The sequence below is a fragment of the Bacillus cereus group sp. RP32 genome (assembly GCF_040459735.1).
Lineage (GTDB): Bacteria > Bacillota > Bacilli > Bacillales > Bacillaceae_G > Bacillus_A > Bacillus_A wiedmannii.
Genome location: NZ_JARVHO010000001.1, coordinates 4,902,045 through 4,918,296, shown reverse-complemented (window position 1 = coordinate 4,918,296; position 16,252 = coordinate 4,902,045). Strand labels below are relative to the sequence as shown.

Here is a 16,252-nt window from a genome sequence, read left to right as displayed (position 1 = left end):
ACTTATTTATCCCGCATTAACGGGCAGTAAGACCCCTGCCTCAAAATTCAGCGGAAGCAAAGAAGTTAGGTAGGGAATCAACTGCCCATAAAAGCCCGATTGGTTCAACTAATAATCAGTGGGGGATGAACAAAACCCCCACTGATTAAAGTTTCACTTTATTATGCGTATTGTTTTATCAGTTGCTTCTATATGAAATAGAAAAGTAAAGAACTTGTTATTTTACTAGAATAAGAGTAGACTTTGAAGTAGATGAATAATAAGCACATGGGAGTTTGTGGATGCAAACTGAGAGTATGACTAATCCGTCATTGACCATTTGAACCTGTTGGATAATGCCAGCGTAGGGAGAGTGTAAAAGCACATGTTCAGGCACTTTGCGTACGCGCAAAGTGCTTTTTGTGTATCTCCCATCACTATAGTTAGGGGATGAGAAGGATGAATATGAAAGAAATTAGTAAAGTAGTGGATTTGGTGAGAGAATCTAATCCGCTCGTTCATAATATTACAAATGTTGTTGTAACAAACTTTACAGCTAACGGTTTGTTAGCGTTAGGGGCATCGCCTGTAATGGCGTATGCAAAAGAAGAAGTAGCAGAAATGGCTAGCATTGCTGGAGCATTAGTATTAAATATGGGGACACTTCGTCCTGACGAGGTAGAAGCGATGTTACTTGCTGGTAAGTCGGCTAATACGAATGATGTACCGGTACTGTTTGATCCGGTTGGCGCAGGAGCAACTTCTTATCGAACAGAAGTTGCGAGACATATTCCGGCCGAAATCGATTTAGCAATTATTCGCGGAAATGCAGCTGAAATAGCAAATGTTATTAATGAGAGATGGGAAATTAAAGGGGTAGACGCTGGTGCTGGAAATGGTAATGTCGTAAGTATTGCAAAGCAGGCAGCAGATGAACTAAATACAGTTGCGGTGATTACTGGAGAAGAAGATGTTGTTACAGATGGACAGCGAACTATTGTTATTCGAAATGGCCATCCTATTTTAACGAAAGTTACGGGAACTGGTTGTTTATTAACTTCTGTAATAGGAGCATTTGTAGCGGTAGAAAAGGATCATGTAAAGGCATCTGTAGCAGCATTAACGTTTTATGGTGTAGCTGCAGAACTGGCAGCTGCTAAGACAGTAGAAAAAGGACCAGGTAGTTTCCAAATTGAATTTTTAAATCAGTTAGCGAATACGACTTCGGGTGATATAGAGAAGTACGGGAAGATTGAGGTTATATAGTAAGGAGGGAAAATAAATGTCGCGTATTTCAAAGGCAGAAATGTCTAGGTTGTTATCAGTATATTTTATTATGGGAAGTAACAATTGTGCGAAGGAGCCACTACAAGTATTGAGAGATGCACTTGAAGGTGGTATAACAATTTTTCAATTTCGTGAAAAGGGAGAAGGCGCTTTAACGGGAGAACAACGTATTTTTTTCGCAAAAGAACTACAAGCAATTTGTAAGGAGTACGGTGTACCATTCATCGTAAATGATGATGTGGAACTAGCTCTCGAGTTAGATGCAGATGGCGTGCATGTTGGACAAGATGATGAAGGAATTACTTCTGTTCGTGAAAAAATGGGAGATAAAATTGTTGGTGTATCTACACATACAGTTGAAGAAGCACGCTGGGCAATTGAAAACGGAGCTGACTATTTAGGTGTGGGCCCTATTTTCCCAACGAGTACGAAAAAAGATACGAAAGCGGTGCAAGGAACGAAAGGGTTAGCTTATTTTAGAGAGCAAGGAATTACAGCGCCAATCGTTGGGATTGGTGGGATTACAATTGAAAATACCGCCGGGGTTATAGAAGCCGGTGCGGACGGTGTTTCTGTTATTTCCGCGATTAGTTTAGCTGAATCTCCGTATGAAAGTACGAAGAAGCTAGTTGAGGAAGTAAATAGGGGGTTGTAGGAAAACGGAACTTCACAAAAATAGTAAAAAACATAATGGACCGTTAAAAATATTTAAACAAACGTTTGATTAAAAAAGCACAAACCCTTTAAAATTGTCGGTTTGTGCTTTTTCTTTAAAACATAATTGATATTAAAAGCATTCCAATTCCGATAGAAGTGAATGTTGCGATTAGGCCTGGAATCATAAAGCTATGATTTAAAACATATTTCCCAATACCTGTTGTACCAGTGCGATCGAAGTTAATGGCAGCAACGATTGTTCCATAGTTTGGAATGAAGAAATATCCATTTACTGCAGGGAACATTGCGATTAGTAGCGCTGGTGGAATACCGAGTGATAATCCAAGAGGCATTAAAGCACGTACTGTTGCTGCTTGGCTATATAGTAAAATAGATAGAATGAATAATGCGATGGCAAATAGCCATGGTGCACTTGTTACTAGGTGCTGAATTGATCCTTGAATCATATTTAAGTTTCCGTTAAAGAAAGTATCTCCCATCCAAGCGATACCGAAAATAGCAACAACAGCTGTTGCCCCCGCTTTAAAGACGTTACCAGACACGATGCTTTCTACATTTGGTTTGCAGAAAATAATAATAAGAGCTGCGATAGTTAACATAACCATTTCAATTGTGTTTGGCATGGAAAGACGAATTAACTTCCCGTCAACCATCCATCCTGGACGAAGTGCTTCAAATGAACCGAGAAGTACGACAAGGAAAGTTCCTATTAAGAAAAGGATAACGGATAGTTTAGCGCCTTTTAAACCAACAAATTCTTTCTTCTCTTCAATTTTAGGAATCATTCCTTCTTTTAAACGTTTCAAGTATTCAGGGTCTTCATTTAATTCTTTCCCCATTTTGCTAGCAACAAATGCAGCTACCATACAAGCGATGAAGGTAGAAGGAATACTTACTTTTAAAATATCTAATAAGGTGATTTTATAGTCAGCTAGCATTGCTAAAAGTGCAACTGTTGCAGCTGATATAGGGCTAGCTGTAATTGCTTGTTGGGAAGCGATTACGGCAATTGACATTGGTCGTTCCGGTCTAATCCCAGATTCGCGAGAGACTTCTGCGATAACAGGAAGTACAGAATAAGCAACGTGACCAGTTCCTGCGCACAGTGTAAATAAATAAGTAACAATTGGAGCAAAGAATGTAATGCGCTTTGGATTTTTTCGCAATGCTTTCTCAGCTAGATGAACAAGGTAGTCCATTCCTCCAGCGGCTTGCAGTGCACCGGCAGCTGTAATTACTGCTAAAATCATAAGCATTACATCAATAGGAGGAGCTGTAGGTTGTAAGTGGAAGACAAAAACAAGTATTGCCATACCAACGCCACCCATTACTCCTAGACCAACTCCGCCTAGGCGTGCGCCAATAAAAATGCAGAGTAGTAACGTAAGAAATTGTAGCCAAAACATGATAAACTACCTCCGGAATTCATTAGTTAAGATATATTTGAATAATTTAATTTGAACGAAAATTAAAACAAATACCCAAAATAATCCTTGTGTTATATACATTTTTTATTATATAACACAAGAAATGTAACATTCACGAACTTTGTTAAATTATTTCGAAAAAATAATACATTGAAACTTTACATTTGCATCTCTAAATAGGTAGACATTTTAATTCTTATGTTGTAATCTTTGATAGAGAATAATGTAATTCTCATAGAACTCCCATATCGTTCAACTCGTTCAGCGAGAAAGGCAAACTGATGGAAACATTAGGACGCAAAACTACAGGAGCTAAGGCCGAAAGGCTACGCTAGCCAGTTACCGGACGGATAGGGTTGGTCTTGACCAATGCTTTTTCATTGGTCTTTTTTTTATTTGTAAACAAATGAGAACTATTATCAATTGTTAATAAGGTTTATATTTTAATAGTTTTTCTTTATATTAAGTTAATTAAGAAAGGTGATGTTGATGAAAAAATATTGGCACAAGCTATCATTTCTTCAAAAGAATGTATTGTTAACTGTGTTAGTTATTTTGACGCTTGTTGGTACTATGGGAGCGTTAAGTTTTAACATGTTTCAAAATAGCATGATGTCTATATTTGAAAGGCATTCTTTTGAAACAGGAGATACGGTATTACATAAATTAGACGCAGAAATATTGAGAGATGTTGCAAAAGACCCAGTGGCAGAAAGAGAAAAGAGAGAGAAGTTAACAGAGAAATTAGATGAAGCAACGGAAGAATTGAATAGTGTTGGACAAACGTATATTGTTGGAGCAAAAGAAAATGAAAAAGGTGAGCTACAAATCATTGATTTGTCTACAGGTTTAGCAAATGTTGTTGAAGTAAGGCCGGGAGAATATTATAAACAACCAGATCTTTGGATGAAAGCATATGATAAAGTAATGAGCACGAAAAAAGCAAACATGACAGTAGTATATGAAGATCTATTAGGGTCATGGGTAACGATATTAGAGCCAATTAAAGATGGAGACGGAAATATTGTGGCAATTGTTGCAGCCGATGTAGATGCTTCTATTGTTCCTATTACAAAGGAAAAATTCATTATACAAGGTTTAATGTTTATTTGTATTTCTGTTTTAATTGCAACTTTTATTCAATTCTTAATTGTGCGTAACGCACTTGCTCCATTGCGAGATTTACGTGAAGGATTACGCAAAGTCGGTGAAGGTGATTTAAGTATTAAGTTAGAGGAAAGACCAGATGATATTGGTATTGTTAATTCGTATTTTAATAATACCATCGAGAAGTTTAAAGGAATTGTAGATAAAGTGAAGCAGACAGCAGAACAGGTTTCCTCATCTTCACAAGAATTGTCAGTGAGTACGAAAGAGAATAGTATGGCGGTTCAAGAAATTGTAAGTTCTATGGTTGAGTTAAGAGCTAGCGCTCAGTCACAAGAAACGTCAGTACCACAGTATTTAGGTATTGTATATGAAATGGAAGATAAGATGGAAGAGATAAAAAATGCTGCAGAACAAATGGCGAAAGAGTCTGAAGGTATGGAGCATCATTCAGTAAAAGGAAATGGTGTTATTGAAAAGACGATGAATCAAATGATTATAATACAAAATGCAGTACAAGATTTATCTTCTATTATGTATTCTTTGGAAACAAAATCAAAAGAAATTAGTGATATAGTAACTGTAATTACAGGTATTTCAAATCAAACTAATTCGTTAGCGTTACATGCTTCTATTGAAGCTTCACGTGCTGAAGCAACCGGAAAGGGATTTGCTGTTGTTGCTGATGAAGTGAGTAAATTAGCAGAGCAGACGGAAGCATCAGCAAAAGATATAGCAAAATTAATAGGGGAAACACAAGCTGAAACGAAAGAAGCTATTGTTTCAATACAAAAAGCTTCAAAAGAAGTAGAATCTGGAATTGAATTTGTTCAAAGTAGTGGTGCTTTCTTTGAAAAAAATTCAAAATCAGCACAATCTGTTACAAATCAAGTTAGAGCTGTTTTTAGCAATTCAAGTGATATATTGCAAAATAGCCAAAATATTGTTCGTGTCGTAAATGAACTATCACATATCGCAAATAAGTATGCAAATAGTAGTAATAATATTGAAGAAAGTATGAAAGAACAGGAAATGTCTGTACAAGATATTGCTGAATTAGCTAGTTCTTTAAGCTGGCTTTCACAGGAGTTACAAGAGTTAATAGGGGAATTCAAAAGTTAAATGAAATGATTATACGTGCTTTTGTTTGTTCAATAAAATAAATCATGCTACAATGAAAACGAATTAAGGACCGGGGAGCCAATTGGCTGAGAGGATGTAAACAAACATCGACCCTCAACCTGATCTGGATAATGCCAGCGTAGGGAGTTACTTAAAGTGATGTAGCATATGTTATTCTATAATAACTTGCATACAAGGCTTTCCTACGCAGTAGGAAAGCCTTTTCTTGTTTTAATACTTCATTTTATAAGGGGGATTTTACTATGTCACAACAAGTTACAATTTCATTTTCAGTAGTACCACAAGCGAAGAACAAAGATGTGTATTCTGTTGTTGATAAAGCAATTGAAGTTGTACAACAATCGGGAGTTCGTTATGAAGTAGGGGCAATGGAAACAACGCTGGAAGGAGAATTAGATGTACTTCTTGATATCATTAAACGTGCGCAACAAGCTTGTGTGGATGCTGGAGCAGAAGAAGTGATTACTTCTATTAAAATCCATTATCGTCCAAGCACTGGTGTAACGATAGATGAAAAGGTTTGGAAGTACCGTGATGAATATGCAAAACCAGAAGCAATCTAAAATAATTACAACAATTTGGCTTATCCTTCTCATAGCGATATGGGAAGGATCTGTTTCATTATTTAAAATTGAACCGTGGATTTTACCGAAGCCTTCTGCCATTGTTCAAGAATTAATTGGAATGAAAGATTTACTATTACCGAATACGATGCAAACGTTACAAGAGGTTCTAATCGGACTGTTTTTTGCGATTTTAATTGGGACAAGTATTGCAATTATTATGGATGTTATCCCTTTATTTCGTATTTTAATAAATCCGTTGCTTGTTATTTCGCAAACGATTCCAATCGTTGTACTTGCACCGTTATTTATTATTTGGTTTGGATATGGAATGCTACCGAAAGTAATGGTAGTAATACTCGTTTGTTTCTTCCCGATTGCGCTCAGCATTTTAGAAGGTTTTCAAACGGTAGATAAAAATATGTTGAAGTTGTTGCAAACGATGAAGGCAACGAAATGGCAAGTTTACCAGAAAGTAAAGTTTCCAGCAGTGCTGCCATACTTTTTCTCAGGTTTAAAAATTGCAGTTACATATAGCGTAATGGGAGCAATTATTGGGGAATGGCTCGGTGCAAGCGAAGGATTAGGAGTTATGCTTACAAGAGCTACAAAATCCTTTCTAACAGCCCGAGTATTTGGTGTGGCGGCAATTATTGTTATGGTGACATTATGTCTGTATTTTATCGTGGAGTTTATGGCAAGAATAACAGCACCATGGATATATAGAAAGGACGGCAGAAAATGAAAAAAGGTTTAAAAGTTATGTTGGCTGCCTTATTAGCAGTAGGTGTGGCTGGATGTAATCCGGCGAAGAAAGAAGAAAGTGCAAGTAAAGATCAAAAAGTAAAAGTAGTATTAGATTGGTTTCCGAATACGAATCATACTGGCCTATATGTAGCGCAAGCGAAAGATTATTATAAAAAGCAAGGATTAGATGTAGAAATTATTCAGCCAGGTGATAATGTGACAGCGGAGCAAATGATAGCTTCCGGAAAAGCTGACTTCGCAATAAGCGCACAAGAAAATGTAACGTTGGCTCGTGTGGAAGGTATTCCTGTTGTATCTATAGGAGCAATCATTCAACATAACACTTCAGCTTTTGCATCACTTAAAAAAGATAATATGACGTCACCAAAAGATTTTGAAGGTAAACGTTACGGCGGCTGGGGAGGACCAGCAGAAGAAGCAACGTTGAAGACAATCATGGAGAAGCATCAAGCTGATTTTAATAAAGTTGAAAAAATCATCTTAGGACAAACAGATTTCTTTAAATCAATCGGTCGTGATGCAGACTTTGAATGGATATATTACGGATGGGATGGAATTGAAGCGAAGCGCCAAGGAAAAGAGTTAAATACAATTATGGTGAAAGACTTAGACCCAGCGCTTGATTTCTATAGTCCTGTTATTATTACGAGTGAAAAACATACGAAGCAAGATAAAGACTTTGTGAAAAAGTTTATGAGTGCAACGACAGAAGGTTATAATTTTGCAATTAAAGAACCGAAAGAAGCTGCTGATATTTTAATTAAAGCAGTTCCAGATGTGAATAAAGAATTAGTACAAGAAAGTCAAAAATGGTTAAGTACGAAATATCAAGATGATGCAAAAACGTGGGGAGTACAGAAGGAAGAAGTTTGGACGAATTACATGAATTTCTTATATGATAACAAAGTTATTAAGAAGAAAATTGATGTGAAAGATGCCTTTACAAATGAGTTCCTTCCAAGTGAAAAATGAGTGGATTACAAATAAAAGAGATTGTAAAAGCTTTTGATGGAAAGAATGTATTAGAAAATATTAGTGCTTCTATACGAGAGGGAGAGTTCGTTTCCTTTGTAGGACCGAGTGGTTGCGGGAAAAGCACATTATTAAATATGATTGCAAATGTTGAAAAACCAACAAGTGGAAATGTAACGTATAAGGATACGCACGTACAAGAGCAAGATGTTGTAAGTTATATGCCGCAGCAGGATTTATTACTACCTTGGCGATCAGCTTTGCAAAATATAGTTCTTCCATTGGAAATCGAAGGGAAACCGAAAAAACAAAGGCTGACAGAGGGAATGGAAGCATTAAAGCAATTTGAACTAGATGAATATGCAGACCATTATCCAGATGAATTGTCTGGTGGTATGCGTCAAAGAATTAGTTTTTTGCGCACATATTTATGTGAAAAGCCAATTATGCTACTTGATGAGCCTTTTGGAAAATTAGATGCCTTTACAAAAATGGAAGTACATAGCTGGCTTTTAAACTCTTGGCACCAAGAGAAGCAAACAATCGTTATGGTTACACATGACTTAGATGAGGCAATCTTACTTTCGGATCGCGTATTTATTTTATCTCAAAGACCAGCATCAATAGTTGGAGAGGTACAAGTGAAATTACCTAGACCAAGAACGATGGATATGTTAACATCACTTGAGTTAAAGAAGGATAAGGAAGAAATTCTGAGAGTATTAGCTCCTTATATGAAAAAATAGAAAAAGCCTCTTAACAGTTTTTAGTATAATTACTGTTAAGAGGCTTTTTTATATAGGGGGAGAAAGATGAAATCTATAGAGCAAATAGTTGATTCATTAACGCCGGATAATCTTGAAGAAGGAAAGTCCTTATTAAAAAATCATATTTTATTAATGAAGTATGGTATGGAACATCATGAATTAAAAGAAGAAGAAATGACAGAAGTTTTAAAGTGGGTTCAAGGCCGGAATCAATTGAGAGAAGATGTTCCAGAATTACGCGATTTACATTTAATTAAAAAGTTTCAAGCGGTATTAGATGAATTTATTCATTCTATAATTTCAAATGGTTATGTGGAAGACGCGGTAGAAGTTTTAGAGAGTATATTAAAAAGTATGGGGGCAGTCGCTCATATTTTAAAAATTATGTTTGTCAGCAAAAGAACAGTTAATAGAAATTCTTTAGAAATGGTAGAAGAGTTAAAAAGAGAGTGCTACAACTTAATGGAACAGCGTGCTGTTGTCGGGTTACATGCTCAAATCTTTCACGTTTTAGGTTTTGTTCATTCAATTCAGTTTGATTTAGAAGAAAGGTCACAGGAACATGGACGATCTGTAATAGGATTTTTAACAGATTTTAAAACGAATGAATTGAAGTCTGTACAACAATTTCAAAACGAAGAGCATATTCCAGAAGTGAAAAATATGGTTAGTAAAGAGTACGGAATAGAATTACAAAGAAGAATTTATATTTGGAAATCGTTAACGCTCATCTTTACAAGTCCATATGCATTAGAAAAGATGTATAAAGAAATTTACGCAGAAAATGAAAAAACGGAGAAGGAACAAAAGAAAAAATAGAGAATAGAATATAACAGAGTAGTTTATACTCTTAATATAACAAATGTTAAAGGAGTGAAAGGATAAAATGACTTTATCAACTGTTCTTCAAATGGTTTTAGCTTGATACGGGGGAAGTCTGCCCATTTTTAACGATTAAGCTAAATTGAAGACAGCAGGTAAAGAACCTTAATCCTTTTTTACGATAATATGTAATGGGTAAGGTGTATTCACCTTACCCATTTTTTATATGCACAATTAAATAAGGATTTTTACTGTGCTCTCTATTTAGCTTATGAACCATAAGTAGAGGAGAGAAAAAAATGAGTATATTAACAGTAGAAAATTTAAGTCATTCATATGGTGAGAAAACCATTTTATATAATGCGTGTTTTCGACTATTAAAGGGCGAGCATGTTGGGTTAGTTGGGAAAAATGGAATTGGAAAATCAACCTTGTTAAGGATTTTAACAGGAGAACTTATACATGATGACGGAAACATTGAATGGTTTCCACATTTGAAGATAGGCTTTTTACAGCAACATATGGATTTACAAGAGGGGATAACAACTGAAGGGTACTTACAAAGTGCATTTTCTAATTTGTATGCGATTGAATGTGAAATGTTAAAAATTGCAGAAGAAATGGATGGAGCAGAAGAAATAGAAAAACTGTTAGTAAGGTATGGAGAATTACAAACTATATTGGAAAGTTCTAATTTCCATCAAATTCATACAGAAATTGATGAAGTAGCAATCGGTTTAGGTTTATTTGAAATAGGGTTGAAAAAGGATGTTTCAAAGTTAAGTGGAGGACAGCGAACAAAGTTATTACTTGGGAAGCTCCTTTTAGAAAAAACTGATGTTTTATTGCTAGATGAGCCAACAAACTATTTAGATACAGCCCATATAGAATGGTTGCAATCGTATTTGAGACTGTATGAAAAAGCTTATGTGATCATTTCACATGACGAAGTATTTTTGAACAGTATTACGAATGTTATTTATCATCTAGAAGAACGGAAAGTGAAGCGGTACGTAGGAAATTATGAAAAATTTGTGCAAAGTTATCAATTGCAAAGGAAACAATTACAATCGGCGCATGCGAAACAGCAAAAAGAAATTGCTCAGTTAGAAACATTTATTCAAAAAAATAAAATTCGAAAAGCGAAACAGGCCAAAAGTCGAGAGAAAGTATTGGAGAAAATGCAAAGGGTTGAAACGGTTACTCATGTACCTCGATCCCGTTTTGATTTCAATGTTTATGAGGAGCCAGTTAGTCGCATATTACAGGCTGAAAAACTAAGGATAGGATATAGTTCTCCGTTATGTCCAGAATTGAATTTGCAAGTAAAAAAAGGAGAAAAGATAGCGATTGTTGGTCATAATGGAATTGGAAAAACGACAATGTTAAAAACGTTATTAGGTCAAATAAAGCCGCTAAGCGGTTCAATTTCTATTGGAGAACGAGTAAATCCTGTTTATTTTGCGCAGGAAGAGTTTGCTTCAGAAACAACACCATTAGAAAAAGTTTGGGCAGAACGACCAGATATGACAAAGAAAGAAGTACGCCAAGCATTAGCAAAGTGTGGATTGAAAGAAGAACATGTATTAAAACCTATTCGTTTATTAAGCGGCGGGGAACAAACGAAAGTACGTTTATGTGAACTTATCGTAACGAAAAGCAATGTTTTAATTTTAGATGAACCGACTAATCATTTGGATATAGAAACAAAGAAGTCTTTGCAGGAAGCGTTACAACAATATAAAGGAACAGTTTTACTTGTCTCACATGAGCCTTCTTTCTATGAAGCATGGATAACAAAAGTATGGAATATAGAAGAATGGGATGCTGAACGATATGAATAAAGAAAAGGCATTAGCTTGTATAAGCTAATGCCTTTTCTTTGTGATTAACATGATTTTCGAGAACTCTTACATGAGAATTGTATGAAGAAGCACTCTTATGGTGCGCTTATAAGCGTGCTTTTTCTTATGTTATGTTTATATTTAGATGCCTTTCCCTAATAGGCGACTATCTTTCTTTGTATATATAGATAGTTTGAAATGGAATGAAAATAATTCCTATATGTAAAGGATAATGTGATTAGTATGGGAAGACAATAGAACTTAAAGGAAATTCATGTAAAATTCAGATGAACTTCACACGAACTTCATATTAGAAACAAAATATGATTATAATAGGTTATTATAATGTTTATTTGTGATTTTTCATAACATTAAAAGTTTGAATTTAGGATAGAGCACTCAAACCTAAATTCAAACTTTAGTGAAATAATTAATGGAGGTTACGCTTAGTTTTCGCTAATGGATGCATTTACAAGTTCGGCGGGAGTGCCTGTTCCTGCCCCTCCGATTGTAACGGATCCACCAGGAGGAATTTCACCATTCCATCCTGCATTCGTAATTACGTAATGATTATTTATTTTACTACTAATTTTAGAATCCCAAACTTGTGTTAAATTGCCGTTATAATCAAATTCTAATTTCCAGTTTTTAATAGGGGTCGTTCCACTATTTTTAATTACAATCGAGAAGTTGTAACCACTTCCCCAATTTGAAGTGACTGAAAAGGTAGCATTCCCATTTCCACCAGGAGGTGTTGTATCAGTATCATCTGTTTTTACAATGATAGAAGTAGGCTGTGATTTATTCCCGGCAGCATCTTTTGCTATTATTGAAAATGTGTATTCGGTATTAGATTTTAAGTTTTTGATTGTAATGCTATTTGTTGTTGTACTCCATTTCTCTTCTCCGGCAGTAATTTCATATTCCGTAACTCCTACGTTATCAGTAGATGCAGTCCAGTTTAATTGAACGGAGTTTGAATTTTTATTTGTAACAGCAATATTTTTTACGTTTGTTGGGGGCTCAGTATCTTTTTGAGTAATAGGTCCACCAAGTAATTCTTTTACTAACGTATCAAGCAATTTTGGTCCACTGCAACTATATTTTGGACTTGTACGGCAATCCCCGCTTAGTTCCCAAAACATTGCGCCACCTAGACCCTTTGTCTTTATATAGTCTGTTTTATATTTCATAGATTCGTTGTCATCATAGCTAATAAACGTGCCTGTAGTCGCATTATATAAATAAGGTACTTTCGCTACATCGTTCCAGTGGCGAACAAAACCATTTTTATTAACATAATTAGCTGCTAAATCACCATAATCGTACACACCTGTGTCACCGGTAGAATAATCATCCCAAGTACCTTTAGAAGCGAGCTTTCCGTCACTACCTGGTTTACAAGGTTGGTATTGCCCATTATTTTCTTTTCCGCAACTTTTCCATCCACGTCCGTAAAAAGGTACACCTAATACGAGTTTATCCGCTGTAACCCCTTCATTTGTATAAATGTCTATCGCACCATCTACATAAAATTTTGTATCCGCTGCTGGGTCATTTGGATCTTTGTATAGTGCTGCATTATGGTTAGAAGTAGCTTCCCATCCACCGTGGAAATCATATGTCATAATATTAATCCAATCAAGTATTTGAGAGATCTGCTTTAGCTCTGTATGATCCGCATAACGTTGGCTTGCACCTGATGCGATTGTTAGTAAATATTGTTTCCCATCTTCTGCAGTAGCTTTCGTTAATGCATTTCGAACATCTTGAAGGAGTAGGGTGAAGTTTTGCTTATCTTCAGGACGATAACTACCACCAGGAATCGTTTCAACGCCCGGATATTCCCAATCTAAATCAACGCCGTCAAATCCATATTCACGAAGAAAAGCTACTGTAGATTCAGCGAATACTTTTCTTGTTTTTTCATCAGCTGCCATATCAGAAAAGCGGTTAGACCAAGTCCAGCCACCAACTGAAATAATTGTTTTTAAGTGAGGATACTTAGCTTTTAATCGTTTCAGTTCTCCGAAATTTCCACAACGGGCGTATTTATCACAATCTTCCCAAGTTGTACCTGATCCCGGATAAGATTTTGTGACATCAGCCCATGGTTCACCGAGTACGAGAGTGCCATTAGGAACCTCTTTATTTTGCAGTGGTACACCAGACTCTTTACAGTTCCACGTTTGTTTATTTGGATTATCGGGGTGAGTAGAAGGGTTTCCATGTTTTCCATTCCAGCAAATATCAGCGAAAGCATAGTTTAAATGAGTTAGCTTTGATGCATCAATGTCTGCAACTTGATAATTACGTCCGTAAATGCCCCATGAAGGAAAATATCCAACAATTTTTTGACCTTGCTTTGGTGAATCTGCTAATGCAACATTTGGAGTAATAAAGTTTGTAAGAAAAAGAGGTAAGAAGAGTAGTAGGGATAGTAATAGCAGTGTGAATTTTTTGGAGCTCATAGTCATTTCTCCTTTCAAAATAAAAGATATATTTAAAGGCATGCGCCAATAAACCAAAGTGAATCTAGACGTATGAAACGTCTAGATAAAGTGAAACTTTAATCAGTGGGGGCTTCATCCCCCACTGATTATTAGTTGAACCAATCGGACTTTAATGGGCAGCCCCACCCCCACCTAACTTCTTTGCTTTCGCTAAATTTTGAGGTGGGGGTCTTACTGCCCATTAAAGCGGGATAAAAATGATAAGACATCACGAAGTCTATACAAGGGAGCTGGGGGTGATTAAATCGTAGCAAATGTAAGATTTGGTGTAAACGCTTTATTTGATTCGCAAAGATTTTCTCAATATGAAATGGCTCTAATACAGACTACACATGAAAATAAAATATTGATTAGGGAGGAAAAGGCTCCTTGTAATTAAATTTGAGAAAAAATTGTATGAAGTCAATTTGTAATAGCGTAGCAAGATGAGAAAATATCATGTAAAATAATAGTAAAAATATGTAAAGGAGCGAATGGTGTGGATGTCTTTTTGAACATTGCTGAAGAAAAAATTCGACAAGCAATACGGAATGGAGACCTTGATCATATTCCGGGAAAAGGAAAACCACTACAATTAGAAGACCTTTCAATGGTACCTCCAGAACTTAGAATGAGTTATAAAATCTTAAAAAATGCGGGTATGATTCCACCAGAAATGGAACTACAAAAAGATATATTAAAAATAGAAGGCTTAATTGCGTGCTGTTATGATGAAGTAGAGAGAAAAGAATTACAAGAAGAGTTAACAGCAAAAACGCTACGTTTTCAGCAGGTAATGGAAAAGAGAAAGATTAAAGAGAGTTCAGCTTTTCGTATGTATCAGGATAAAGTATTTCGTAAATTATGCTAAGAGGGATAAGATGAATAAATTTGAAACGGTAGAAGAATTAGCGACACATATTGAAGAACAACAATTAGTATTGCTCTTTATTAAAACGGAAAATTGTGGTGTTTGTGATGTTATGCTAAGAAAAGTAAATGGTCTATTAGAGAATTATGATGACGTAGAGAAAGTGGAAATATTACTACAAGACATGCAAGAGATTGCGGGGCGTTATGCAGTGTTTACAGGGCCAACAGTTTTATTATTTTATAATGGAAAAGAGATCCTTCGTGAATCGCGCTTCATTTCACTTGAAAATTTAGAGAGAACCATTCAATTATTCGAAGATTAAGGGAGGCTTTTATATGGAATTTATTATTGTCATACTATTATTTGTTGTAGTTGGAATAATTGTAACAGCAGTTCGATCAAACAAAAAGAAGGTAAATCTTACGAAACAAAATAACATTCATAATTCATCTAACAACTCATCACCATTATTTTTCTTTGCTGGATCTGATAATGATAGCTCGCATGGAGGTTCACATGATTGTGGAGGATCTTTCGGTGGAGATAGCGGAGGCAGCTGCGATGGTGGCGGAGGTGGCGGTGATTGATGGAAATGCGCCTTATATAGGCGTATTTCTTTTTAAACAAACGTTTGATTAGTTGGCTTACATATGCATAAAAACAGTTAAACAAACGTTTGATTAATATTTTTAACGCACTAAGGGGAATAGAAATGAAAAGGGAACCGAAAGTGAAAAATAAGGAGAAAGTAGTGTTATTTTTATTAGCTGCGGGAGGCGTATTTCTTGTTAAATTAGGATTTAAAATTGGAATAATACATATGATTCGAACGTGGTTTGAAAGTACGTTTTCTTAAATAAGGAATATAGCCTCTTGTAATAGAGGTTTTTAATTTGTTATTATTAGACTGAACGGTCGGTTTAAAGAGGTGTAAATATGAGAAGAAGTGCAGAAGAGATAAAGAAAGAAATTGCATATAAAGCAGAAAGTCTGTTTTCACAGAAGGGTTATGCAGCTACATCTATGGAAGAGATTTGTGAAATTACAAAGCGAAGTAAAGGAAGCATTTATTATCATTTTAAAAGTAAAGAAGAATTATTTTTATTTGTAGTAAAACAGCATACGTATGATTGGCTTGAAAAATGGAATGAAAAAGAGAAGTTGTATAGTACAAATACTGAAAAACTATATGGTCTCGCGGCATATCATGTCGAGGACATACAGCAACCCATTTCAAATGCAATAGAGGAATTCTCTATGAGCCAAGTTGTAAGTAAAGAGATTTTGGATGAACTATTGGCTTTAACTAGAGAATCATATGTTATGTTTGAGAAACTAATTGAAGCAGGTATACAGTCTGGAGAGTTTCGTGAAGATAGTACGCGCGACCTTATGTATATTGTGAATGGATTATTATCAGGGCTTGGAGTACTTTACTACGAGTTAGATTATAAAGAGCTGCAACGTATTTATAAAAAGGCAATAGATGTATTGTTAAAAGGGATGGCAGCTGAATAATAAGTCAGTTG

At 35.6% G+C, this 16,252-nt stretch carries 16 protein-coding genes and 3 riboswitches; of the genes, 14 read left to right on the top strand and 2 right to left on the bottom strand.

What is annotated here, in order from left to right; translation table 11 throughout:
• The first annotated feature begins 257 nt into the window (after positions 1-257).
• Positions 258-367: riboswitch (TPP riboswitch) on the top strand.
• Positions 368-438: 71 nt separating this feature from the next.
• Together thiM and thiE are read left to right on the top strand one after the other, a co-directional pair.
• Positions 439-1,245 carry a hydroxyethylthiazole kinase gene (gene thiM, locus QCI46_RS25295; protein WP_353841695.1) on the top strand — a complete coding sequence of 269 codons (807 nt, stop codon included), beginning with the start codon at positions 439-441 and terminating at the stop codon, positions 1,243-1,245.
• A 16-nt stretch (positions 1,246-1,261) separates the two neighbouring features.
• Complete coding sequence (gene thiE / locus QCI46_RS25290; protein ID WP_353841694.1) at positions 1,262-1,921, top strand: thiamine phosphate synthase; 660 nt, start codon at positions 1,262-1,264, stop codon at positions 1,919-1,921.
• A 115-nt stretch (positions 1,922-2,036) separates the two neighbouring features.
• On the opposite strand, the gene QCI46_RS25285 is transcribed toward thiE, so the two are convergent.
• A complete protein-coding gene (locus QCI46_RS25285; protein WP_353841693.1) occupies positions 2,037-3,350 on the bottom strand; it encodes an anaerobic C4-dicarboxylate transporter family protein in 1,314 nt (437 codons plus the stop codon).
• 283 nt (positions 3,351-3,633) lie between these two features.
• Positions 3,634-3,718, top strand: a riboswitch (cyclic di-GMP riboswitch).
• A 142-nt stretch (positions 3,719-3,860) separates the two neighbouring features.
• Between QCI46_RS25285 and QCI46_RS25280 the strand changes: the two genes are divergently transcribed.
• The 7 genes from QCI46_RS25280 (at position 3,861) to QCI46_RS25250 (ending at position 11,357) form a co-directional block, all read left to right on the top strand.
• Positions 3,861-5,600, top strand: a complete 1,740-nt coding sequence (locus QCI46_RS25280; protein WP_353841692.1) for a methyl-accepting chemotaxis protein — start codon at positions 3,861-3,863, stop codon at positions 5,598-5,600.
• Positions 5,601-5,661: 61 nt separating this feature from the next.
• Positions 5,662-5,763, top strand: a riboswitch (TPP riboswitch).
• Between the two features lie 100 nt (positions 5,764-5,863).
• On the top strand, positions 5,864-6,184 hold the full coding sequence (locus tag QCI46_RS25275) for an MTH1187 family thiamine-binding protein (RefSeq protein WP_000082897.1): 321 nt from the start codon (positions 5,864-5,866) through the stop codon (positions 6,182-6,184).
• Positions 6,156-6,929: an ABC transporter permease gene (locus QCI46_RS25270; protein WP_001057159.1), complete on the top strand. Its 774-nt coding sequence runs from the start codon at positions 6,156-6,158 to the stop codon at positions 6,927-6,929. Before QCI46_RS25275 ends, QCI46_RS25270 begins: the two co-directional genes overlap by 29 nt.
• Complete coding sequence (locus QCI46_RS25265) at positions 6,926-7,924, top strand: ABC transporter substrate-binding protein (RefSeq protein WP_353841691.1); 999 nt, start codon at positions 6,926-6,928, stop codon at positions 7,922-7,924. The genes QCI46_RS25270 and QCI46_RS25265 overlap by 4 nt, the downstream gene beginning before the upstream one ends.
• A complete protein-coding gene (locus QCI46_RS25260; RefSeq protein ID WP_353841690.1) occupies positions 7,921-8,670 on the top strand; it encodes an ABC transporter ATP-binding protein in 750 nt (249 codons plus the stop codon). The genes QCI46_RS25265 and QCI46_RS25260 overlap by 4 nt, the downstream gene beginning before the upstream one ends.
• A 66-nt stretch (positions 8,671-8,736) precedes the next feature.
• Entirely contained in the window at positions 8,737-9,510 is a 774-nt protein-coding gene (locus QCI46_RS25255) for a hypothetical protein (protein WP_353841689.1), read from the top strand.
• Between the two features lie 302 nt (positions 9,511-9,812).
• The gene (locus tag QCI46_RS25250; RefSeq protein ID WP_353841688.1) at positions 9,813-11,357 is read left to right on the top strand and encodes an ABC-F family ATP-binding cassette domain-containing protein; all 1,545 of its coding nucleotides are present in this window, start codon (positions 9,813-9,815) and stop codon (positions 11,355-11,357) included.
• A 446-nt stretch (positions 11,358-11,803) separates the two neighbouring features.
• Here the strand turns inward: QCI46_RS25250 and QCI46_RS25245 are convergent, their stop codons facing one another.
• On the bottom strand, positions 11,804-13,828 hold the full coding sequence (locus QCI46_RS25245) for a glycosyl hydrolase family 18 protein (protein WP_353841687.1): 2,025 nt from the start codon (positions 13,826-13,828) through the stop codon (positions 11,804-11,806).
• Between the two features lie 520 nt (positions 13,829-14,348).
• Here QCI46_RS25245 and QCI46_RS25240 point away from each other — a divergent pair.
• The 5 genes from QCI46_RS25240 to QCI46_RS25220 all read left to right on the top strand — a co-directional run bounded on the left by QCI46_RS25240 (position 14,349) and on the right by QCI46_RS25220 (position 16,241).
• The gene (locus tag QCI46_RS25240) at positions 14,349-14,720 is read left to right on the top strand and encodes a DnaJ family domain-containing protein (protein ID WP_353841686.1); all 372 of its coding nucleotides are present in this window, start codon (positions 14,349-14,351) and stop codon (positions 14,718-14,720) included.
• Between the two features lie 10 nt (positions 14,721-14,730).
• Positions 14,731-15,045 (top strand): thioredoxin family protein, encoded by a 315-nt coding sequence (locus tag QCI46_RS25235; protein WP_353841685.1) that lies wholly within the window; start codon positions 14,731-14,733, stop codon positions 15,043-15,045.
• Positions 15,046-15,058: 13 nt separating this feature from the next.
• Complete coding sequence (locus tag QCI46_RS25230) at positions 15,059-15,310, top strand: hypothetical protein (RefSeq protein ID WP_088609248.1); 252 nt, start codon at positions 15,059-15,061, stop codon at positions 15,308-15,310.
• A gap of 125 nt (positions 15,311-15,435) precedes the next feature.
• Complete coding sequence (locus tag QCI46_RS25225) at positions 15,436-15,579, top strand: histidine kinase (protein WP_353841684.1); 144 nt, start codon at positions 15,436-15,438, stop codon at positions 15,577-15,579.
• Positions 15,580-15,659: 80 nt separating this feature from the next.
• Positions 15,660-16,241 carry a TetR/AcrR family transcriptional regulator gene (locus QCI46_RS25220; protein WP_353841683.1) on the top strand — a complete coding sequence of 194 codons (582 nt, stop codon included), beginning with the start codon at positions 15,660-15,662 and terminating at the stop codon, positions 16,239-16,241.
• Positions 16,242-16,252 lie beyond the last annotated feature (11 nt).